Source organism: Seonamhaeicola sp. S2-3 (assembly GCF_001971785.1).
GTDB lineage: Bacteria > Bacteroidota > Bacteroidia > Flavobacteriales > Flavobacteriaceae > Seonamhaeicola.
Genome location: NZ_CP019389.1, coordinates 1,050,102 through 1,071,639, shown reverse-complemented (window position 1 = coordinate 1,071,639; position 21,538 = coordinate 1,050,102). Strand labels below are relative to the sequence as shown.

The window sequence follows — 21,538 nt, the reverse complement described above, 5'->3', positions numbered from 1 at the left end:
CTTGAGGTTTTAGAATAACATCTATATTTTAGAGGGATTATGCAAGTTTTCAATATAGACTACATAGAAATAATAGGTTTAACGGCCGCTGTTTTAACAACATCGGCTTTTTTACCTCAAGTTTATAAAACCTGGAAAACCAAAGATGTATCTGCATTGTCACTTCCTATGTTGCTTATCTTTTTTATTGGTATTGTATTTTGGTTAGTGTATGGAATTTTAGAAAAAAGTCTTTCCATGATTTTGGCTAATGCCATTACTATTATGTCTTCATTTTTACTGCTTTATTTCAAAATAAAGTATGGTAAACGTCAATAAATGTCTTTTAAACTAAGGGTTTTTTTAAGTGGTTTCGTCTTATTTACAGAAAACGCAATAAAATTCTATTAAATCGATATATTTTATTTTATTCATAACTCAATGTTAAATTTGTTATTGAATTTTTAAAAAATTAGTTTTTTTAGAATTAATTTTCAATCTATTATTTTAAATTTGTTACCGTTTTTAATCAATAACTTAAAAATTATTACCGCTTATGAAAATTGGTGTTCCTATTGAAATCAAAAACAATGAAAATAGAGTTGGCATGACGCCATCGGGTGTTTTTGAACTTACTAAAAGAAATCATTCTGTTTATATTCAAAAAAATGCAGGATATAATAGTGGATTTTTAGACGAAGATTATATCAATGCAGGCGCTACAATATTAGATACTATTGAAGAAATCTACGATGTAGCCGAAATGATTGTAAAAGTTAAAGAACCTATTGAAAAAGAGTATAGTTTAATTAAGGAAGACCAAGTGGTGTTTACTTATTTTCATTTTGCATCTAGTGAAACACTTACTAGAGCTATGATTGATAGTAAAGCGGTTTGTATAGCTTATGAAACTGTTGAAGATGAAGATGGTTCTTTACCATTATTAATACCAATGTCTGAAGTTGCAGGAAGAATGTCTATTCAACAAGGTGCTAAATATTTAGAAAAACCCATTAAAGGGCGTGGTATTTTATTAGGAGGAATACCTGGAGTACCACCTGCAAAAGTATTAATATTAGGAGCTGGAGTAGTAGGGGTTCAAGCGGCACGTATGGCTTCTGGTTTAGGTGCTAACGTGTTTATTTTAGATATAAATATGAAGGCATTACGTCATGTTAGTGAAACCATGCCAAATAACGTTATTAGTGAGTTTTCTAGTGAATATAACATTAGAAAACATATTAAAGATTCTGATTTAATTATTGGAGGCGTGTTAATAAAAGGAGCCAAAGCACCAAAATTAATTACCAGAGACATGCTTAAAGACATGCGCCCCGGAACCGTAATGGTTGATGTGGCGGTAGATCAAGGTGGTTGTTTTGAAACTACAAAACCAACAACACACCAAGATCCAACTTATATTATTGATGAGGTTGTACATTACTCTGTTGCTAATATGCCTGGGGCTGTACCTTATACTTCAACTATGGGATTAACAAATGTTACTTTACCATATGTAATTAAGTTAGCAGATATGGGTTGGAAAAAAGCTACCAATACAAATAAATCGCTTGCCAAAGGACTTAATATTGTAAACGGAAAAATAGTTTATAAAGAAATAGCAGAAGCATTTGATTTAGAATACGAAATGGTTTAATTCTATTTGAACTGATTAATAGCGAATAGATCCTGATAGACTGTATGTTTATCAGGGTCTTTTTTTTGTATCTGACAAAATTACATTTTAAAAAATTGGTGTAATTATTGCTATATTTACTATAAATTAAAAAAAGAAATTATGTTTGGATATTATATATTAATAGGAGCAATTGCCTTAGTAAGTTGGGCAGTAAGTAATACCTTAAAACGAAAGTTTGAAAAGTATTCTAAAACGCAATTACGAAATGGTATGAGTGGTGCAGAAATAGCACAAAAAATGCTAGCAGATCATGGCATTTATGATGTAGAAGTTATCTCAACACCAGGTAGATTAACAGATCATTACAACCCAAAAAATAAAACGGTTAATTTAAGTGAAGCGGTTTACCATGAGCGAAATGCAGCAGCAGCGGCAGTAGCAGCACATGAATGCGGACATGCAGTACAGCATGCAAAAGCATATAGTTGGTTGCAAATGCGATCTACATTAGTGCCTGTAGTTAGTGTAACTTCTGGCATGTCTCAATGGTTAATAATTGGTGGTCTTATTCTTGGTGGAGCAGCTGGTTTAGGCTTAGGCTGGTGGGTTGCAGTTGCAGGTTTAGTTATGATGGGAGCTGCAACAGCGTTTAGTTTTATTACGCTTCCTGTAGAGTACGATGCTAGTAACCGTGCATTAGCTTGGTTAAAAAATAAAAATATAGTAACCCCAGAAGAATATAAAGGTTCTGAAGATGCACTTAAATGGGCAGCAAGAACTTATTTAGTGGCTGCCATAGGTGCTTTGGCAAACTTATTATATTGGGCACTACAAGTTTTTGGTAGAGACTAATATTTTCAAATTATAACTTATAAAAAGCTCTGATTTTTCAGGGCTTTTTTGTTTCTTTAATGAACTTTTTTTCAATGAAATGAATCATCCTCTAGAATATTATAAAGAACATTTAAAGCAGTATCAAGTTAAAGCCAAAGTGTCTTACAAAAGAATGACTACTTTAAGTCTATTGCGCTTACTAGTATTTTTGCTTACAGGTGTTGGCGTTTACGTAATGTTTAACATTTGGCAACCGGCAGTTTCAATAGCTATCATTGGTATTGTAATTTTTGTAAAACTACTGTCTAAGCATACCGATGTTAAACAAGAAAAAGTGTTTAATGAAGCCTTGGTTGCTATTAACAGTGCAGAGTTAAAAATAGCTTCGGGTGATTTTTATGATAGAGATAACGGACTTCAGTTTCAAGATCCAGCACATTTTTACAGTTTAGATATTGATTTGTTTGGTCGTGGTTCATTCTTTCAATATATAAACAGAACCAATATAAGCGAAGGCACTCAAACCTTAGCAGCTCTATTAAAAGCTAATAATATTAAAAATATACCTTTAAGGCAAGACGCTATAAAAGAACTAAGTTCTAAACCAAAATGGCGTCAATATTATTCGGCAACTTCAAGTTTGGTTCATGTTGAAACACCTGCTAAAGACATTGTTAATTGGCTAAAAAGTTATACACCTTTTCTTCCTTCTGTAATGCGTTGGTTACCACTAGGGTTTACCGTAGCAACACTAGTTTTATTGGGGGCAACCTTATTAAGTTTAATTGATGTTGCCTTTATTGGTTATTGGCTGTTTATTGGTTTAATAATTACTGGGTTTTATGTAAAAAAAATAAATTCACTTTCAATACATGTAGATAAAGTTAAAGATACTTTTAGGCAATACGCACAATTATTAAAGTTAATAGAAGAAGAGAATTTTTCTTCAGAATTACTACACCAAAAACAAATAAAAATTAAGTCTGAAAACAAAGAAGCCTCCATTATTTTTAAAGAACTCTCCAGAGCTTTAGATGCCTTAGATAACAGAAATAATATTATTGGGGCAATTTTTGGCAATGGCTATTTTTTAACTGATATAAAGAATGCTTATCGTATAGAAAAATGGATTAAGCAATACGCCAATAAAGTAGAAGATTGGTTTGAAGTAGTATCATTTTTTGATGCTTATAATTCCTTAGGGAATTATGCTTATAATCATTCAGATTTTATATATCCTGAGGTTTTAAAAACAGGCTCTGTTATTAAAGCCGAAAAATTAGGACATCCGCTTTTAGATAAAACAAAACGAGTGGATAGTGATTTAGTAATTGATGACAAACAATTTTTTATAGTTACAGGTGCAAATATGGCAGGAAAAAGCACGTTTTTACGTACAGTATCTTTGCATATTGTTATGGCAAATATGGGTTTGCCTGTGTGTGCAAAATCTAGCAAATACTCACCGGTAAAACTAATAACTAGTATGCGAACTTCAGATTCGTTAACTGATGATAGTTCCTATTTCTTTTCAGAATTAACACGTCTTAAATTTATAGTTGATACCATTTCTAAGGAACCCTATTTTATTGTTTTAGACGAAATTCTAAAAGGCACTAATAGTACCGATAAAGCTATTGGCTCTAAAAAATTTGTTGAGAAATTAGTTGCATCAAATGCTACAGGAATTATTGCTACACATGATTTGAGTTTGTGTGAAATTGAAAATGAACTAGAAGCTGTAAAAAACTACTATTTTGATGCAGAAATTATTAATGATGAACTTCACTTTGATTATAAATTAAAACAAGGTGTTTGTCAAAATATGAATGCTTCATTTTTATTAAAAAAAATGGATATTATTTAGTGACTTTGATATTAAAAAAGCGTCTAAAAGGTAAATTATTTTTATTATGAAAAAACCTATTAGAGCTACTTTATTAATAATCTTTGTGTTAACAGGTTTATCTGTTTTTTCCCAAGAAGTTATACTAAACCAGAGTATTTATCAAGTAAATAAAAATACAATCTTTAAAGAAGGGGTAGATGTTACAAACGACCTTTCAAAAGAAGAAAAATCAGAAATTTTTAAGATTTATAAAAAGCAACAGAAAGATATTACTAAAATTAAAAAGGCACAGAAAAAAGCAGAAAAAGAACAGGAAAAAGCCGAAAAAAAAGTAGAGAAAAAGAAAAAGCAAGCAGAAAAGGCGTTAAAGAAAAAAGAAAAAGCGCAAGCTAATTATGATAAAGCAATTGAAAAGCATGAAGCGGCACTTAGTAAATATGAAAAACTAAAAAATAAAGGAAAACTTTCTCCAGTTGCCGAAGCAAAATGGAAAGAAAAGATAGCCCATTTAAAAACCAAGATTGCAAAAGCCCAAAAGAAATTAGAATAGTTGCAATTAAAAATTTGCCTTAAATCTACTTTGTTACTTTTAAACAAGTAATACCTAAAAGAGTTCAAAAAAAATAAATTTTTGAACTCTTTTTATTTGATGCGGTATTGTAGGGTTGAATAGTTTGTAAATTACAGTTAAAAGTACTTATTAAAAAATAAAATGAACTTAGCAGTATACCAAAGAGTTGTATAGATGACAAAAAACAATTAGTGGTTTTTGCTCAAAATTATTTAGTACCTGTTTTTGGGTGTACCAATGTCATTTCATCAATTAAATGTGTGGCACCAGCGTATTTATCAATAATAAAAAGTACATAACGTAAATCTACCATAATGTTTCTACATATTTCGGGGTCGTAGTATATGTCACTCATAGTGCCTTCCCAAACTCTGTCAAAATTCAAACCAATTAAATTACCATGCGCATCAATGGTTGGACTTCCAGAGTTACCGCCGGTGGTATGATTGGTTCCTAAAAAACAAACAGGGACTTTTCCATTTTTATCTGCGTAAGGACTGTAATCTTTATTATTGTAGAGTTCTAGTAATTTTTCAGGAACATCAAATTCATAATCTCCTGGAACATATTTTTCAATAACGCCGTCTAAATAGCTAATGGCATTGTAGTATACAGCATCTCTAGGCGAATAGCCTCTAACCTGTCCGTACGTAACTCTTAGAGTGCCATTGGCATCAGGGAAATAACGCTCATTTGGTAGTACTTTTATTAGCGCTGTCATATACTCCTTTTGCAAAGCAGAAATAGCTAGGTTTTTTGTTTCATATTCCTTATTAATAACATTGTAAAATTCTTCAATAATAGGTTTTGCGTATTTGTAAGCAGCATCGTTATTAATAGCTGTTATGATTTCCTCTTTTGAGCCTTCAAATAATGCTAATGAGGTGTTTAAATTGGTAAATGCGGTTTTATTATAAATAGTGGCATCTACATTTTGGGTGTACATTGGCATAACACTTTCAAAAACGCCTTTATCAACAGTAACATCGTAATTTTTATGGATGCCTTTTATGGTATTGATAATGTAATTTTTGGCTTTGTCTAAAGCGTCGGGATTATTCTTGATGGTTTGTTCAAATTGATAGGTTCTAAAAACCATTTTCATCAATTCATTAGTTACTAAAAACACCTCAATAAAATTTCTTCGCTTTACATCAACATTGGCAAAATCTTTATAAAGTTTATCAAATTCTGGAAGAATATGGCCGTATTTGTCTTCTAAACCTTGTTCTGTATATGCTTTGATAAATTTAGCTTCAAAAGCTTTTCTTAGGGCTATTGCTTTACTTTTTTTAAGACCAGAATTTTGGCCAATCCACTTTTTCCAAGCATTAGCTATTCTGGCTTGTTTTGATGCGTATTTAATTCTAATATCATCATTTACTTTCATTTTGGCATCAATTACTTTTAGAGCCGCTTCTCTAATAGCAATATTACTTGGGTTGAAATTTTTTGTAATGTGTTCAATAGCTACAGCAGGTAAATATTCGTCTGTAGTTCCTGGAAAACCAAAAACCATGGTAAAATCACCTTCTTCAACACCATCTAATGAAATGGGTAAAAAGTGTTTAGGAGTATAAGGTACGTTATCTTTACTGTATTTAGCTGGACGATTGTTTTTATCGGCATAAATTCTAAACAATGAAAAATCGCCAGTATGTCTTGGGAAAACCCAATTATCGGTATCGCTTCCAAATTTTCCAATGCTTGTTGGTGGAGCACCTACTAATCTAATATCTTCAAAACGTTCTGTTACAAATAAAAAGTATTGATTGCCTTTGTAAAATGATTTTACTTTAGTGTCTTGCCAAGGTTCTTTTTCAACATTCTTTTGTAATGCGTTACTGTTTTTATCAATTAAAGACTGTTTTTCTTTTTCAGTCATATCATCAGAAATTCCAGATAAAACCTGAGATGTTACGTCTTCAATTCTTACTATAAACTCAATAAACAATCCGTTATTAGGCAATTCTTCCTCTAAACTCATAGCCCAAAACCCATTTTTTAAATAATCATTTTCTAATGAAGAATGGGATTGAATTTGAGCAAATCCGCAATGGTGATTGGTAAGAACTAGTCCTTTTGGAGAAATAACTTCGCTAGTACAACCGCCATTAAAATGCCCAATTGCATCTTTTAAGCTAGAGTTGTTAACATCATAAATATCTTTAGCTGTAAGTTTGCTGCCTAGAGCTTGCATTTCGGCTTCGTTCATCCCTTCTAAAAGCGAAGGAATCCACATGCCACCTTGTTGAGCTGTTACTTGAAAAAATACAAATAATATGAGGAATTTAATGAGTTTCATAAAGTGAAATGTTTAATGTACCAAAGATAGCAAAGGGATTAATTAAAACGTAAATTTTTGTTATTTTAATAGAATCTTAAAACAAGCAGCCAATATTTAAAACACTATTTAAACATGCAAGAACATTTAAAAGTAGCATTGCTTCAATCTGATTTGGTTTGGGAAAACCCAGAACGAAACCGAAGTAATTTTGCTGAAAAAATAGCATCCATCTCAGAAAAAGTAGATCTTATGATACTACCCGAAATGTTTACAACGGGTTTTACTATGAACGCCAAAAGTGTTGCTGAAACTATGCAAGGCAATACAGTTGCATGGATGAAGCAAATAGCTTCAAAATATAATTCTGCTATTACAGGAAGTTTAGTGATTATTGAAGAAGGTAAATTTTATAACAGATTGTTGTTTGTTGAAGCCTCAGGACAAGTTACTACGTATGATAAAAAACATACTTTTACGCTAGCTAATGAAGATAAAACATATGCAAGTGGTAGAGAAAGAGTGATTATTAATTATAAGGGTTGGAACATATGCCCGTTAATTTGTTACGATTTACGTTTTCCGGTTTGGGCTAGAAATACTGTTAATTATGATGTTTTATTATATGTTGCCAATTGGCCAAAAACCAGAGTAAATGCTTGGGATGCGTTGTTAAAAGCCCGTGCTATAGAAAATATGAGTTATTGCATAGGTGTTAATAGAGTAGGTGTTGATGGTGTTGCTATTGAATATAACGGGCACTCTGCAGTTTATGATGTTTTAGGAAACCAAATAACCTCTATAAAACCTAGTAATGAGCAAATTGAAATAGTTACTTTAAAAAAGCAACATATAGAAACGTACCGAAACGCTTTAAAGTTTTTAAATGATAGAGATGACTTTATGTTTACTTAAAATTTAAGGTTTGAATGCTTCCCCAATTAGCTCTTATTTGCTCATTATTATCAAAAATAAAATGGCTTACATGTTCGGGTTGAATTTTCTTTAAGTAACTACCAGTATCATATTTTTTGTTGCCATTAGCATCATGAATAACTCTAATATTATACCTGCCTGGTGTTAAATTTTGAAAATCTATTTGCCCTTCTTTAGTGGCATATTTTTCATATTTCACCTCACCTTTATCATCAGTTAATTGAATAATAAGTGGGTATTTAGCATTCACCAAAGTAAAACGGGCAAAACCAAAGTCTGATTCTTTTCTAGTACCTAAAGCATAAGATAGGGTGTCTGTTTGAACGTTGTTAAAAATATCTGTAAAAGCTTCAGGTAAAATTTTCATAGCATACTTGTTTTCATAACTTTTCTTAAAATTGAATATGTATGCATTGTTTAGGGTATCAAACGTAGTAGAGAAATCAACATTGGTAGAGTCTTTATCTATAAGAGAAACTTTAGAATCATCAAAAGAAGCAAAAGGCGTACTGCCAATAATTTTAAAAGGCTCATCAATACCAATAGTTCCTGAAACAGATGATTTTAAAATTAATGAATCTCGTTTTTGTTCGCTAATTTTGGCTGTAAACTCTTTTTCATAGTTTTTGTTAGAAACTTTAAAAACTAAAGAATCAACCTCTAATCTTGGAGTGTACCAATAATATAAAGTGTCGGCTTTTTCGTCTTTTGTAATTCTATAACTAAATTCTTCTGGTACTTCAGAAAGGATATCAATTTTCATATTTGTATAATCGCCTTCATATCCAAAAGCAATTTTTTCACCAGAAAATAATCTGGGTTTATTAGCTCTAAAATCTGGAATTTCTTTAAATAATTTTAAAATATAAGACGAATCTGTTGGTACTTCAATAAAACTTTTATGAAAGGCAATTTGATCGGTTTTTTGTTGAAATTTATTATCACCATTATTGTCTTTTAACGCCATGAGCATATACTTTCCTGCTTTTACATTTTCAATTGAAAACGTGGTAAGGCTATCAAGCGTATTGGTAATGTATTTAGGAGTTTCTTTATAAACAATAGAATCTGAGAATGTAGAATCTACTTCGTAAAGAGCAACGTTGACAAAGGTTTCGGGTTCTTTATTAAAGGCGTCAATTATTTTTCCTGTTACTTTTAAAGAGTCAATATAATCGCCTGTTGAAAAAACATATCTAAAATACGGGTAAGGATTTCCTTCGTTATTGTCAGTAATACTATTGCCAAAATTAAAAGCATAAGTGGTATTTGGTAATAGTGTATCAGAAATTTTAATAGTTATAAATTTACTAGCACTACTAAAAGGTTTCACCACTGGTTGCGTTTTCATAGGTGGCGAAATGATGAGCTGCTTCTGTAAATCTTTTATTTTAATGTACTCATCAAAATAAATTTTAATTTCATTTTCATCAAAATTGGTTGAAAAATTCTCTGGAACAGATTTAATAATTACCGGTGGGGTTTCGTCCTTAGGACCTCCTTCGGGTGTGCCACGGTTAGCACAGTTTATAAAAGCTACACTTAAAAAAAGTATTAAAATAAAATTTGAAAGGGTTTTAGTCATTACCAATTTTAAATTTTGCACAAACCTACATAATTTTAGAGATATAACGCGCTACTTAAGGTACTATTGCCATAGTAGCAATACTAATTTTAACGTTTTTTGCCTGTTTTAATACCGTAGTACAGGCTTCTATAGTAGCTCCGGTGGTTATAATGTCATCTACAAGTAAGATGTGTTTATTTTCAATAAGGTTCATATTTTTTAAAGCAAAAAGTTCATTGCTGTTTGTCCATCGAGCAAAGCGTCCTTTTTTAGTTTGAGATTTTGTGTTTGTAATTTTAACTAAAACATTGTCTATATATTTTGCATTTAAAGCTAATGCAATTTCTTGTCCAAATTTAGCTACCTGATTGTAGCCTCTTTTACGTAATTTCTTTTTGTGTAGTGGTACAGGAATTACAATATCAATATTTTGATATGCTTTAACTTCCTTTAATTCGCCACCTAACCAACCACCAAGCGTTGTACCAATGTTTTGGTAACCTTTGTATTTTAATCCGTGAATAAGCCTTTGCACAGATTCTTTTTTTTCAAACCTAAAAAGCGCTGTTCCGTTTTCAATTTGGGCACGTCCATACAATACTTTTTTTATAGCGTCATTGTCTTCAAAATGAAAATTAGTAACAGGTAAATTATGTCGGCAATCTATACAAATAGTGTTTTCGTTATCACCAAGTAAATTATGGCATGCGTAACACACTTTTGGAAAAAATAGATTTAATAATGGTTTAAGCATTTGTAAATAGCGGTAAACTTAAATTGAAATATATCAAATTTAGTTTAATTTTTAATGCTTATAGTTATTAGTTTCAAGGGGTTTTATATTTTTGCACCTATGGCAAATCAAGACGATAAATTTAAGAAGGTTATTTCGCATGCAAAAGAATACGGTTATGTGTTTCAAAGTAGCGAAATATATGACGGTTTAAGCGCTGTGTATGACTATGCGCAAAACGGTGCAGAATTAAAGAAAAACATACGCGACTATTGGTGGAAAGCCATGGTGCAGATGAATGAAAATATAGTAGGTATAGATGCAGCTATTTTTATGCATCCTACCACTTGGAAAGCATCAGGACACGTTGATGCTTTTAACGACCCTTTAATTGATAATAAAGATTCTAAAAAGCGTTATAGAGCCGATGTTTTAATTGAAGACTATTGTGCTAAAATTGAAGCTAAAATTGAAAAAGAAGTTAAAAAAGCAGCTAAACGTTTTGGAGATGCCTTTAATAAAGAAGAGTTTCTCTCTACAAATGGGCGTGTTTTAGGTTATCAAGAAAAGATAGATAAAACATTGTCTAGAATGGCAAAGTCTCTAGAAAATGAAGATTTAGCCGATGTTAAAGCGCTAATTGAAGAATTGGAAATTGCAGATCCGTTAACGGGTTCTAAAAACTGGACAGACGTTAAGCAATTCAACCTCATGTTTGGAACAAAACTAGGTGCTTCTGCTGATAACGCCATGGATTTATATTTGCGCCCAGAAACAGCACAGGGTATTTTTGTAAACTTTTTAAACGTGCAAAAAACAAGCCGTTTAAAAATTCCTTTTGGTATTGCTCAAACTGGTAAAGCCTTTAGAAATGAAATTGTTGCAAGACAATTTATTTTTAGAATGCGTGAGTTTGAACAAATGGAAATGCAGTTCTTTATTAAACCAGGAACTCAAAAAGAATGGTATGAGCACTGGAAAGAAACCCGACTAAAATGGCATTTAAGTTTAGGAATGGGTGAAGATTTGTACCGTTTTCATGACCACGAAAAATTAGCGCATTACGCCGATGCTGCTGCCGATATTGAATTTAAATTCCCATTTGGATTCAAAGAATTAGAAGGTATTCACTCTAGAACAGATTTTGATTTAAGTCAGCATGAGAAATATTCAGGTAAAAAACTTCAGTATTTTGATCCTGAGGAAAATAAAAGTTATGTGCCCTATGTTTTAGAAACATCAATAGGTTTAGATAGAATGTTCTTAGCTGTATTTTCAAACTCTTTACAAGAAGAAGAGTTAGAAAATGGCACAACCAGAACCGTTTTAAAATTACCAAGTGTTTTAGCGCCAGTTAAAGCGGCTGTTTTACCATTAGTTAAAAAAGATGGTTTGCCAGAAATTGCGCGTAAAATTGTTGATGAATTAAAATGGGATTTTAACGTTATTTATGATGAAAAAGATGCTGTTGGCCGTCGTTATCGCAGGCAAGATGCTAATGGTACACCATTCTGTATTACTGTTGATCATGATACTTTAGAAGATAACACAGTAACCATACGTCATAGAGATTCAATGGAGCAAGAACGTGTTAAAATAGAAGATTTAAGAGAAATCATTAAAAAAGAAGTAGATGTACGTTCTTGGTTAATGAAAATGAGATAGTCTTAAAGTTATGTTGAACTGTTGCATTTTACTTGATGAAGTGTTAATTCAGCATCCATAAAACAAAAAACCGAGCAAAATGGCTCGGTTTTTTGTTTTTATATATAATACAAATATTGTTAAATCTTCATTTGTCTATCAATCTGCTGGTCTAAAGAAATAAAAGTTTCTGTTCTAGAAACTCCAGAAATAGTCTGAATTTCATCATTCAATAAATGCATTAAATGCGCATTATTTTTACAAATAATCTTAATTAATACATTCCAGTTTCCAGTAGTATAATGGCATTCTAAAACTTCGGGAACTTTTTTAAGTTGTTTTATTGCCTCCGGATTGTGTATGGCTTTATCTAAATAAACACCAATAAAAGCAACAGTAGTATATCCTAAAACTCTTGGGTTTATAACAAATTTAGAACCTGTAATTAATCCAGATTTTTCAAGTTTACGTAAACGTTGATGAATAGCAGCTCCAGAAATACCCACATTACGGGCTATTTCTAAAATGGGAGTTCTAGCATCTACCATTAACGCGCGTAATATCTTTTTGTCTATACCATCTATGGTAAGGGTTTTTTCTTTATTCTTCATTTTGTGGTGGTTTCTGTCTAGAAGGCAAATGTAATAATTTGATTTCAAATTAAAACTAAAAATATAAAAATGATTGTGCTGGTATATGAAAATAGTTGTAATTAGTTAATTAGCTTTGTAAATAATTAATATAAATACCCTTATGAAGAAAACCGTATTAGTAACTGCAGCAGCTTTAGGACTTATAGCAATTGTTTTAGGAGCCTTTGGAGCTCATGGTTTAAAAGAATTAATTTCACCAGAAGCTCAAAAAACTTTTGAAACCGGAGTAAGATATCAAATGTATCATGCTATTCTACTTTTATTTGTTGGTAATAGCGCTTTGTTCTCTGAAAAAACCATGAAAATACTTTACTATTTAGTAGTAGTGGGTGTTTTATTTTTTTCGGGTTCTATTTATGGATTAGCTACAAATAGTTTAACATCTTTTAATTTTAAAACCATTGGGTTTATAACACCTGTTGGTGGCTTATTTTTTATTCTTGCTTGGGGTATTTTAATTGTTAAATTCTTAAAATTAACTCCAAAAACTGATATAAAATAAATAATATATCAAAATAAATATATTATTTTTGGCTTTTAAATAAATTTTGAGCAATTTATGGATAACTACAATCAAATTACGAAAACGATTTCGTTAGAACGCTACGGTATTAAAAATGCAAAATTAAATTACCAATTATCACCAGAAAAACTTCATGAGATTACTATTGAAAAAGGTTTAGGAGTTGAAGCTTCGTCTGGAGCATTAGCTGTTAATACAGGAGAGTTTACAGGACGCTCTCCAAAAGATAGATTTATAGTAAAAGATGATATTACCAAAGACTTAGTTTGGTGGGGAGATATTAATATTCCTTTCGATGCAGATAAATTTGATAAGCTATACAGTAAAGTGGTTAATTACTTATCTGGAAAAGAAGTTTTTGTAAGAGATTGTTATGCCTGTGCAGATGAAAACTATAAGTTGAGCATTAGGGTAATTAATGAACTTCCGTGGAGTAACCAGTTTGCATATAACATGTTTTTAAGGCCAACACCTGATGAATTAAGTAATTTTAATCCAGAATGGACGGTTGTAAATGCACCAGGATTTATGGCAAACCCTGAAGAAGATGGAACGCGCCAACATAATTTTGCAATTTTAGATTTCTCAAAAAAAATTGCTCTTATTGGAGGTACAGGCTATACAGGCGAAATTAAAAAGGGCATTTTTTCGGCGTTAAATTTCATTCTTCCTGTATTTAAAAATACCCTACCAATGCATTGTAGTGCTAATGTTGGTGAAAAAGGTGATACAGCTATTTTCTTTGGACTTTCAGGAACAGGAAAAACAACCCTGTCTACAGACCCAAAAAGAAGTTTAATTGGTGATGATGAACATGGGTGGACTAATGAGAATACGGTATTTAATTTTGAAGGCGGCTGTTATGCAAAGGTTATTAATCTTTCAAAAGAACAAGAACCAGAGATTTATAATGCCATTAAAAAAGGTGCCATTCTTGAAAATGTAATTTTAGATGAAAATGGTGTTGTAGATTTTGCTGATACTAGTATTACTCAAAATACCAGAGTAAGTTATCCAATTCATCATATTGAAAATATAAAAGTGCCATCTATAGGGCAAAATCCTAAGAATATTTTCTTTTTAACGGCAGATGCTTTTGGGGTAATTCCACCAATTTCTAAATTAACACCAAGTCAAGCAGCATATCATTTTATTTCTGGTTATACAGCTAAAGTAGCTGGAACTGAGGCCGGAGTGGTAGAACCAGTACCATCTTTTTCGGCTTGTTTTGGAGCACCTTTTATGCCTTTGCATCCAGCCAAATATGCCGAAATGTTAAGCAAAAAAATGATTGAAGCTAACGTGAACGTTTGGTTGGTTAATACAGGGTGGACAGGTGGTCCTTATGGCGTAGGAAAGCGTATGGAGTTAAAATATACCAGAGCCATGATTAATGCTGTTTTAAACGGTGATTTAGGCTTGTATAATTATGAGGATTATCATATTCATTCTGTTTTTGGAGTGGCACAACCAAGAACATGCCCTGGTGTTCCTACTAGCGTATTGAGTCCTAGAGCTACATGGAATGATGATGAAGCTTATTATACAACAGCTTTTAAATTAACCAATGCGTTTAGAGAAAATTTTAAAAAGTTTGAGGCACATTGTAGCGAGGAAATAAGACGAGGCGGTCCGCAACGATATGCGTTTTAAGTGTTATTGTATAAAAAGAAAAAAGGCTGGTTTTTTATTTTAAAACCAGCCTTTTTTAATTGTGTAAAAGTTAATTATTTACCTTTATTAACTTTTTCAATATATTTTTCTAAAGCCATGGTCATTGAAGGTGTTTCGGGTGTAGGTGCAGCAATATCTACACGTAGTCCTTTTTCTTTTACGGCTTTTATTGTAGTGTTTCCAAAAACAGCTATACGCGTATCATTTTGTTTAAAGTCTGGGAAATTTTGAAACAATGATTCAATTCCAGAAGGACTAAAAAATACTAATATATCATAATACACATCGGCTAAATCTGATAAATCACTTACTACGGTTTTGTAAAAAGTGGCTTGTTTCCAATCTACACCTAAAGCATTTAAAGTGTCGGGAACTTCTTGTTTAACTTTATCAGTATTAGGTAATAAGAATTTCTCGTCTTTATATTTCTTAATTAAAGGAGATAATTCAGAAAAAGTACGTTTACCTACATAAATTTTACGTTTTCTATACACTACATACTTTTGTAAATAGTATGCCACAGCTTCTGATTGGCAGAAGTACTTCATTGAATCTGGAACAGTAAAGCGCATTTCTTTGGCAACTCTAAAAAAGTGATCTACAGCATTTCTACTAGTTAAAATAATAGCTGTGTACTTTGATAAATCAACTTTTTGTTGTCTTACGTCTTTAGCAGATACACCTTCTACATGAATAAAAGGTCTAAAATCTATTTTTACTTTTTGTTTTTCTTGTAAATCGAAGTAAGGTGAGTTCTCTATTTTAGGTTCTGGTTGAGATACTAAAATTGTTTTCACTTTCATAAGCGCAAATTTGGTCGTTATTCTAGGTCAAAAACACCTTATATAATATTACATAGGGTGTAATTTCAAGAGCGCAAAGATACAAAATAAAATAGAAAAATTGGTGTTTTATTAAATATTGATGTGTTTTGTATGACGTAATAAGTCCAATAATATTTACAATTAATAAAATGGTAAACATTACGTAAATTATAGGTAAAGTTAAATTAAAACCATATAATAAAAGGGCGTTAATTGGTAGTAATAAGATACCTAAATAATTTTTATAACTAGTTTTCTGAAAAATGTATTCATCAATTAATTTATCTATTTCAAAAAGACTCCCTATAAGCCTTTCTATAAGTACTTTTATTAAAAAAAATGAAGCAATACCAATAGCAATTTTAAATAGTAAATTAACCGAAGTTTCTTTGGTTTCAGTGAAATATTGAAATAGAATATATACAAAAACAGAGCTTGTAATAACTAGGTTTCCAAATAGCAGCGCATCAAACTTATCTAAGAATTTTTGGTCTTTAGAATAAATTTTCAAGTATTTGTAATTACCTAAAATATACACCAAATCATTAAAACGTCTGGGGTTTACTAATTTTGCAATAGCCACAATAGCAAGACCTATAACCAATAAAATGGTATATAATTCATTTGATACAATTTCTCTTAGCATGCCATAAAATTATCACAAATTATTAATAAGGTCTTTAAATAATTAAGGAATATTTAAAAAAAATAAACTCATATTACCTTACATTTGCCAAATATAAAAGTTCAACAAATAAGGTATGACAGGAGCCATTGTTATTATTCCTACTTATAATGAGATTGATAATATAGAGGCTATTATAAAAGCAGTATTTTCTCAATCTAAAGAAATTCATATTCTTATTGTTGATGATAACTCACCAGATTTAACAGCTTTAAAAGTAAAAGAGTTACAAACTAACTATAAAAATCGATTATTTTTAGAAGAACGCAAAGAAAAAAGCGGTTTAGGTACAGCATATATTCATGGGTTTAAATGGTGTTTAGAAAAAAAATACCAGTATATTTTTGAAATGGATGCCGATTTTTCACATAATCCTAATGATTTACAACGCTTATATGATGCTTGTGCCATTGATGGTGCAGATTTATCAATAGGTTCGCGTTACATTACAGGGGTAAATGTGGTTAATTGGCCCATGGGCAGAGTGCTTATGTCTTATTGCGCCTCAAAATATGTACGCTTTATAACGGGTATGAAAATAAACGATACCACAGCTGGTTTTGTATGTTATAAACGAAAAGTTTTAGAAACAATAAATTTAGATGCCATTAAATTTATAGGTTACGCATTTCAAATAGAAATGAAATTTAAAGCCTATTTAAAGCAGTTTAAAATAACCGAAGTTCCGGTAATTTTTACAGATAGAACCAAAGGAGAATCTAAATTAAGTTCAGGAATTATTTCTGAAGCTATTTTTGGAGTAATATCAATGAAACTAAAAAGTCTTTTTAAAAAATGAAAAAAACACTTATAAAAAATGCCAACATAGTAAACGAAGGTGTTATTTTTAATGGAGATATATTAATTGAAGGCGAGTATATAAAAAAGATAGACAAATCACTCACTCCTAAATCGGCCGATGTATTGGTTTTAGATGCAGAAGGTAAATATTTACTACCAGGCGTTATTGATGATCAAGTGCATTTTAGAGAACCTGGGCTTACCCATAAAGGCAATATAGAAACAGAATCTAAAGCAGCAATTGCAGGTGGAATTACTTCTTTTATAGAGATGCCCAATACTAATCCGCAAACTACAACTATTGAAAAATTAGAAGAAAAATTTGAAATAGCAGCCAAAACATCTTCAGCTAATTATTCATTTATGTTTGGCGGAACCAATGATAATTTAGATGAAATTTTAAAGTTAGATGCTAGTAAAGTTGCTGGGTTAAAATTGTTTTTAGGCTCTTCAACAGGAAATATGCTAGTTGATGACCCAGAAGTTTTAAAGAAAATTTTTGAAAGTACTAACTTGAGAATTTCGGTTCATTGTGAAGATGAAGGTACAATTAAAAAAAATCTTCAAGAGCATATTGAAAAATACGGTGATGATATCCCATTAAGGCAACATCCAAAAATTAGAAGTGAAGAAGCTTGTTATTTATCTTCTTCTAAAGCTATTGAGTTAGCTAAACAAACAGGAGCAAGATTACACGTTTTCCATTTGTCAACCGGAAAAGAAACCGAATTATTTGATAATAGTATTCCTTTAAAAGATAAAAAAATAACAGCAGAGGTGTGCACACATCACCTGTGGTTTTCTGATGAAGATTATGATAAAAAAGGAACCCTTATTAAATGGAATCCAGCAGTTAAAACAGCTCAAGATAGAGAACAACTGTGGGAAGCTTTACTTGATGACAGGATAGATGTTTTAGCAACAGACCATGCTCCACATACTTTAGAAGAGAAAAAGAACGTTTATACTAAAGCACCCTCTGGTGGTCCGTTAGTACAACATGCATTACCTGCTATGTTAGAAATGTATCATAGAGAAAAGATTTCGTTAGAAAAAATAGTAGAAAAAATGTGTCATAATCCTGCTATTTTGTTTGAAATTGACAGACGTGGGTATATTAAAGAAGGGTATTATGCAGATTTAGTTTTGGTAGATTTAAGCAACCCATGGACAGTAAAAAAAGACAATATTTTGTATAAATGTGGCTGGTCTCCGTTTGAGGGAACAACATTTAAATCAAGAATTTCTCATACCTTTATAAACGGTAACATAGCATACCAAAATGCTAAATTTAGTAAAAATACTTATGCTAAACGCTTAACTTTTAATAGATGAAACTAAAACCATTTTTGCTAGTTTTTATATTGATTTTGTTCATAGGAGCTTGTACTGGGGGCGTTAAAAAACCTAAGAATTTAATTTCTAAAGACATGATGGTTAATATATTAATTGACGCCAAATTAATAACCTCTGCTAATACTATTAGTAGAAGAACTTTAGAAGAAAACGGCGTGTTTCCAGATAGTTATATATTCAATAAATACGGTGTTGATAGTGCTCAATTTGCCCAAAGTAATGCCTATTATACTTATAAAGTAAAAGATTACGAAGAAATATATACTTTGGTAAAAGATAGTTTAGATAAACTAAAAGCAAAGTACAAAGCTTTACAAGAACAAGAACAAAAAGAAAAAAAGATTAAAGACTCTCTAAAAGCTATAGAGTTAGAAGCGCTTTCAAAAAAAAGAGATTCATTAAAAACAGTAAAAAATAAAGATTCTTTATTAGTTAAAACACCTATAAAAACTCCTGAAGAAGAAGGTGTTTTAATTAATCCTGTTTCAGAAAAATAGCACCAACATCTTTAATACATTTATCAATAGGCTTAAAACTAAAGTCTAAAGCATTTTTTACCTTACTGTTATCGTAATGTTTTTTGGTTGATAAAGACTTAGCTATATGTTTTGTTAACGTACGTCTTTTTCCTGTTAATTTGGTTTTTAACCAATCTAATTTCCATGCAAATTTTAATAAGAATGCCTTAGCTAGTTTTTTTGGTGGATTAGCATTTACAGATGTAGTTAAAGCTTGTAAAAATTGCTTGTATGTCCAGTTTTCAGCAACCAATATAAAACGTTCGTTTTTAATGTTGCTTTTCATGAGTTTTATCATAATAGTAACAACATCATCAACAGCTACTAATCCAACAGTTCCAGACGTGTAATAATTTAAGCCTTTTTTTGCTTTTTTAAATAAGCTTCCACTACCATATTTCCAAATACCGCCTCCTAAAATAAGTCCAGGATTAACAATAACAGCGTTTAAACCTTCTTGGGTAGCACGCCATACTTCCATTTCGGCACCATATTTTGTAATACCATAAACGCTATTGTCTTCTTCGGGGTTCCATACGGTATCTTCAGTTATTGGCTCGTTATTAATAGGAGAGCCAAGTGTAGCAATAGAGCTAACATAACACAGTTTTGTAATATTAAAAGCACAACATAAATTTACAATGTTAGCAGTACCTTCAATATTAGTTTTTCTTAAATGCTGGTATTTATCGGGCTCAAACGATACAAACGCAGCACAATGATATACGTATTCAATATTTTTAAAAGCTATGGAAAGCGAAGGAATATCTACAATATCGGCTTTTACCCATTCAATTTTATCAAAAGCAGGTTGAAACGCTTTAGTATAGCAAGAAAAAACGTTTTTAACGTTTTTAAGTTTTTTTTCATTTCGGTAAATAGCTCTAACCTTTTCACCGTTATTTACTAATTTGTAAAGCAAATGCGCCCCAACCAAGCCTGTACCACCTGTAACTAAAATCATGGGGCTAAAATAACGAATATTTTATATAGCTTTTGCTAAAATGCTTCAGAAAGAATGCTAATTATAACTCACTAATTGTATGGTATTTTTATATTTGCAGCACAATAAATTATATAAAAGATGAAAATGAATTTTGTTGAAGAATTAACGTGGAGAGGTATGTTGCATGATGCCATGCCAGGAACCGAAGAACATTTAATGTCTGGTATGCAAAGCGCCTATGTTGGTATAGATCCTACGGCCGATTCTTTACATATAGGGCACTTGGTAAGCGTTATGATGTTGCGTCATTTTCAATTAGCGGGCCATAAACCTTATGCCCTTGTTGGTGGTGCTACTGGTATGATTGGTGATCCTTCAGGGAAATCTGCCGAACGTAATTTGTTAGATGAAAAAACACTGCGCCATAACCAAGAAGCTATTAAAAGTCAGTTATCACGTTTTTTAGATTTTGAAAGTAACGAAGCTAACGCCGCCGTTTTAGTAAATAATTACGATTGGATGAAAGAGTTTTCGTTTTTAGAATTTATTAGAGACGTTGGTAAACACATTACCGTAAACTATATGATGGCTAAAGATTCTGTTAAAAAGCGTTTGTCTTCTGAAGCCAAAGAGGGCATGTCTTTTACAGAATTCACCTATCAATTAGTACAAGGCTATGATTTTCTTCATTTATATAAAGAGAAAAACTGCACCTTACAAATGGGAGGTAGTGACCAATGGGGAAATATAACTACGGGTACAGAACTTATAAGACGTATTGGTGGCGGAAAAGGATATGCCTTAACATGCCCATTAATTACAAAAGCCGATGGTACTAAATTTGGTAAAACCGAAGGCGGAAACGTTTGGTTAGATGCTAACAGAACATCACCATACAAATTCTACCAATATTGGTTAAATACCAGTGATGAAGATGCCGAAAAATACATTAAAATATTTACCTTTTTAACTAAAGACGCTATTGAGGCATTGGTTAAAGAACACAATGAAGCCCCACATTTAAGAGTGCTTCAAAAACGTTTAGCCGAAGAAATAACTACCATGGTACATTCTAAAGAAGATTTAGATAATGCCATAAAAGCTAGTAATATTTTATTTGGAAAATCTACTAGTGAAGATTTAAAAGCACTAAACGAGCAAACATTTTTAGATGTATTTGATGGGGTGCCACAAACCGAAATTTCAAAAAGTGATATTGAAAACGGACTAGGCATGATTGCTGCTTTAGCTGAAAAAGGTGGCTTTTTAAAATCTAACGGTGAAGCAAGACGCGCTTTAAAAGAAAACTCAATTTCTGTAAATAAAGAAAAGGTAAAAGAAGATTATAGCATTACTGCGGCAGACTTAATTAACAATAAGTTTGTGTTATTACAACGCGGTAAAAAAAATTACTTCATTTTAAGAGTAGTATAAAAAATATAAGGCTTGGTGAAAACCAAGCCTTATAACTAACCAACCAATTAAAAACTAATCTTTCTTTCTCTTAGCTCTTTAATAGTCG

The 21,538-nt window shown here is 31.4% G+C and carries 20 protein-coding genes; 13 read left to right on the top strand and 7 right to left on the bottom strand.

The annotated features are described in order from the left end of the window. Positions 1 to 39 precede the first annotated feature (39 nt). The 5 genes from BWZ22_RS05045 (at position 40) to BWZ22_RS05025 (ending at position 4,851) form a co-directional block, all read left to right on the top strand. The gene (locus BWZ22_RS05045; protein WP_198027651.1) at positions 40 to 318 is read left to right on the top strand and encodes a SemiSWEET family sugar transporter; all 279 of its coding nucleotides are present in this window, start codon (positions 40 to 42) and stop codon (positions 316 to 318) included. 217 nt (positions 319 to 535) lie between these two features. Next, a complete protein-coding gene (ald, locus tag BWZ22_RS05040; RefSeq protein ID WP_076698406.1) occupies positions 536 to 1,636 on the top strand; it encodes an alanine dehydrogenase in 1,101 nt (366 codons plus the stop codon). 141 nt (positions 1,637 to 1,777) lie between these two features. Continuing rightward, entirely contained in the window at positions 1,778 to 2,470 is a 693-nt protein-coding gene (locus BWZ22_RS05035; protein WP_076698404.1) for a zinc metallopeptidase, read from the top strand. Positions 2,471 to 2,549: 79 nt separating this feature from the next. Next, the gene (locus BWZ22_RS05030) at positions 2,550 to 4,319 is read left to right on the top strand and encodes a hypothetical protein (protein ID WP_076698403.1); all 1,770 of its coding nucleotides are present in this window, start codon (positions 2,550 to 2,552) and stop codon (positions 4,317 to 4,319) included. A 46-nt stretch (positions 4,320 to 4,365) separates the two neighbouring features. Further along, entirely contained in the window at positions 4,366 to 4,851 is a 486-nt protein-coding gene (locus BWZ22_RS05025) for a hypothetical protein (protein WP_076698401.1), read from the top strand. Positions 4,852 to 5,080: 229 nt separating this feature from the next. On the opposite strand, the gene BWZ22_RS05020 is transcribed toward BWZ22_RS05025, so the two are convergent. After that, positions 5,081 to 7,177: a S46 family peptidase gene (locus BWZ22_RS05020; RefSeq protein WP_076698400.1), complete on the bottom strand. Its 2,097-nt coding sequence runs from the start codon at positions 7,175 to 7,177 to the stop codon at positions 5,081 to 5,083. 114 nt (positions 7,178 to 7,291) lie between these two features. On the opposite strand from BWZ22_RS05020, the gene BWZ22_RS05015 reads away from it, so the two are divergent. Further along, positions 7,292 to 8,071 carry an amidohydrolase gene (locus BWZ22_RS05015; protein WP_076698398.1) on the top strand — a complete coding sequence of 260 codons (780 nt, stop codon included), beginning with the start codon at positions 7,292 to 7,294 and terminating at the stop codon, positions 8,069 to 8,071. On the opposite strand, the gene BWZ22_RS05010 is transcribed toward BWZ22_RS05015, so the two are convergent. Both BWZ22_RS05010 and BWZ22_RS05005 read right to left on the bottom strand, forming a co-directional pair. Beyond that, the gene (locus tag BWZ22_RS05010; RefSeq protein WP_076698397.1) at positions 8,064 to 9,677 is read right to left on the bottom strand and encodes an Ig-like domain-containing protein; all 1,614 of its coding nucleotides are present in this window, start codon (positions 9,675 to 9,677) and stop codon (positions 8,064 to 8,066) included. The genes BWZ22_RS05015 and BWZ22_RS05010 overlap by 8 nt on opposite strands. A gap of 55 nt (positions 9,678 to 9,732) precedes the next feature. Then, on the bottom strand, positions 9,733 to 10,413 hold the full coding sequence (locus tag BWZ22_RS05005) for a ComF family protein (protein ID WP_076698396.1): 681 nt from the start codon (positions 10,411 to 10,413) through the stop codon (positions 9,733 to 9,735). A 99-nt stretch (positions 10,414 to 10,512) separates the two neighbouring features. Between BWZ22_RS05005 and BWZ22_RS05000 the strand changes: the two genes are divergently transcribed. Continuing rightward, positions 10,513 to 12,057: a glycine--tRNA ligase gene (locus tag BWZ22_RS05000; protein ID WP_076698395.1), complete on the top strand. Its 1,545-nt coding sequence runs from the start codon at positions 10,513 to 10,515 to the stop codon at positions 12,055 to 12,057. 119 nt (positions 12,058 to 12,176) lie between these two features. On the opposite strand, the gene BWZ22_RS04995 is transcribed toward BWZ22_RS05000, so the two are convergent. Continuing rightward, entirely contained in the window at positions 12,177 to 12,647 is a 471-nt protein-coding gene (locus BWZ22_RS04995) for an Lrp/AsnC family transcriptional regulator (RefSeq protein ID WP_076698394.1), read from the bottom strand. A gap of 142 nt (positions 12,648 to 12,789) precedes the next feature. Between BWZ22_RS04995 and BWZ22_RS04990 the strand changes: the two genes are divergently transcribed. Then, complete coding sequence (locus BWZ22_RS04990; protein WP_076698393.1) at positions 12,790 to 13,191, top strand: DUF423 domain-containing protein; 402 nt, start codon at positions 12,790 to 12,792, stop codon at positions 13,189 to 13,191. Positions 13,192 to 13,248: 57 nt separating this feature from the next. Further along, complete coding sequence (gene pckA / locus BWZ22_RS04985; RefSeq protein ID WP_076698392.1) at positions 13,249 to 14,865, top strand: phosphoenolpyruvate carboxykinase (ATP); 1,617 nt, start codon at positions 13,249 to 13,251, stop codon at positions 14,863 to 14,865. A 74-nt stretch (positions 14,866 to 14,939) separates the two neighbouring features. On the opposite strand, the gene BWZ22_RS04980 is transcribed toward pckA, so the two are convergent. After that, a complete protein-coding gene (locus BWZ22_RS04980; RefSeq protein WP_076698390.1) occupies positions 14,940 to 15,689 on the bottom strand; it encodes a uroporphyrinogen-III synthase in 750 nt (249 codons plus the stop codon). A 22-nt stretch (positions 15,690 to 15,711) separates the two neighbouring features. Next, entirely contained in the window at positions 15,712 to 16,356 is a 645-nt protein-coding gene (locus BWZ22_RS04975) for a DUF4271 domain-containing protein (protein ID WP_076698389.1), read from the bottom strand. Between the two features lie 115 nt (positions 16,357 to 16,471). Between BWZ22_RS04975 and BWZ22_RS04970 the strand changes: the two genes are divergently transcribed. From BWZ22_RS04970 to BWZ22_RS04960, 3 genes are read left to right on the top strand one after another with little or no spacing between them, the layout of a single operon-like run. Beyond that, positions 16,472 to 17,194: a polyprenol monophosphomannose synthase gene (locus BWZ22_RS04970; RefSeq protein ID WP_076698387.1), complete on the top strand. Its 723-nt coding sequence runs from the start codon at positions 16,472 to 16,474 to the stop codon at positions 17,192 to 17,194. Further along, positions 17,191 to 18,531 (top strand): dihydroorotase, encoded by a 1,341-nt coding sequence (locus BWZ22_RS04965; protein WP_076698386.1) that lies wholly within the window; start codon positions 17,191 to 17,193, stop codon positions 18,529 to 18,531. The genes BWZ22_RS04970 and BWZ22_RS04965 overlap by 4 nt, the downstream gene beginning before the upstream one ends. Continuing rightward, positions 18,528 to 19,049 carry a DUF4296 domain-containing protein gene (locus BWZ22_RS04960; protein ID WP_076698384.1) on the top strand — a complete coding sequence of 174 codons (522 nt, stop codon included), beginning with the start codon at positions 18,528 to 18,530 and terminating at the stop codon, positions 19,047 to 19,049. The genes BWZ22_RS04965 and BWZ22_RS04960 overlap by 4 nt, the downstream gene beginning before the upstream one ends. Here the strand turns inward: BWZ22_RS04960 and BWZ22_RS04955 are convergent. Next, a complete protein-coding gene (locus BWZ22_RS04955; protein WP_076698383.1) occupies positions 19,027 to 20,034 on the bottom strand; it encodes an NAD-dependent epimerase/dehydratase family protein in 1,008 nt (335 codons plus the stop codon). The genes BWZ22_RS04960 and BWZ22_RS04955 overlap by 23 nt on opposite strands. A gap of 120 nt (positions 20,035 to 20,154) precedes the next feature. Between BWZ22_RS04955 and tyrS the strand changes: the two genes are divergently transcribed. Then, entirely contained in the window at positions 20,155 to 21,450 is a 1,296-nt protein-coding gene (gene tyrS, locus BWZ22_RS04950; RefSeq protein WP_076698381.1) for a tyrosine--tRNA ligase, read from the top strand. The last annotated feature ends 88 nt before the right edge of the window (positions 21,451 to 21,538 follow it).

Bases quoted from the DNA above. Each gene is read 5' to 3' on its own strand.
- BWZ22_RS05005 (WP_076698396.1), bottom strand. From the start codon at position 10,413: ATGCTTAAACCATTATTAAATCTATTTTTTCCAAAAGTGTGTTACGCA.
- BWZ22_RS05030 (WP_076698403.1), top strand. From the start codon at position 2,550: ATGAATCATCCTCTAGAATATTATAAAGAACATTTAAAGCAGTATCAA.
- BWZ22_RS05010 (WP_076698397.1), bottom strand. From the start codon at position 9,677: ATGACTAAAACCCTTTCAAATTTTATTTTAATACTTTTTTTAAGTGTA.
- BWZ22_RS05025 (WP_076698401.1), top strand. From the start codon at position 4,366: ATGAAAAAACCTATTAGAGCTACTTTATTAATAATCTTTGTGTTAACA.
- BWZ22_RS05045 (WP_198027651.1), top strand. From the start codon at position 40: ATGCAAGTTTTCAATATAGACTACATAGAAATAATAGGTTTAACGGCC.
- ald (WP_076698406.1), top strand. From the start codon at position 536: ATGAAAATTGGTGTTCCTATTGAAATCAAAAACAATGAAAATAGAGTT.
- BWZ22_RS04955 (WP_076698383.1), bottom strand. From the start codon at position 20,034: ATGATTTTAGTTACAGGTGGTACAGGCTTGGTTGGGGCGCATTTGCTT.
- BWZ22_RS05035 (WP_076698404.1), top strand. From the start codon at position 1,778: ATGTTTGGATATTATATATTAATAGGAGCAATTGCCTTAGTAAGTTGG.
- BWZ22_RS05000 (WP_076698395.1), top strand. From the start codon at position 10,513: ATGGCAAATCAAGACGATAAATTTAAGAAGGTTATTTCGCATGCAAAA.
- BWZ22_RS05020 (WP_076698400.1), bottom strand. From the start codon at position 7,177: ATGAAACTCATTAAATTCCTCATATTATTTGTATTTTTTCAAGTAACA.
- BWZ22_RS04995 (WP_076698394.1), bottom strand. From the start codon at position 12,647: ATGAAGAATAAAGAAAAAACCCTTACCATAGATGGTATAGACAAAAAG.
- BWZ22_RS04965 (WP_076698386.1), top strand. From the start codon at position 17,191: ATGAAAAAAACACTTATAAAAAATGCCAACATAGTAAACGAAGGTGTT.
- pckA (WP_076698392.1), top strand. From the start codon at position 13,249: ATGGATAACTACAATCAAATTACGAAAACGATTTCGTTAGAACGCTAC.
- BWZ22_RS04990 (WP_076698393.1), top strand. From the start codon at position 12,790: ATGAAGAAAACCGTATTAGTAACTGCAGCAGCTTTAGGACTTATAGCA.
- BWZ22_RS04960 (WP_076698384.1), top strand. From the start codon at position 18,528: ATGAAACTAAAACCATTTTTGCTAGTTTTTATATTGATTTTGTTCATA.
- BWZ22_RS04970 (WP_076698387.1), top strand. From the start codon at position 16,472: ATGACAGGAGCCATTGTTATTATTCCTACTTATAATGAGATTGATAAT.
- BWZ22_RS04975 (WP_076698389.1), bottom strand. From the start codon at position 16,356: ATGCTAAGAGAAATTGTATCAAATGAATTATATACCATTTTATTGGTT.
- tyrS (WP_076698381.1), top strand. From the start codon at position 20,155: ATGAAAATGAATTTTGTTGAAGAATTAACGTGGAGAGGTATGTTGCAT.
- BWZ22_RS05015 (WP_076698398.1), top strand. From the start codon at position 7,292: ATGCAAGAACATTTAAAAGTAGCATTGCTTCAATCTGATTTGGTTTGG.
- BWZ22_RS04980 (WP_076698390.1), bottom strand. From the start codon at position 15,689: ATGAAAGTGAAAACAATTTTAGTATCTCAACCAGAACCTAAAATAGAG.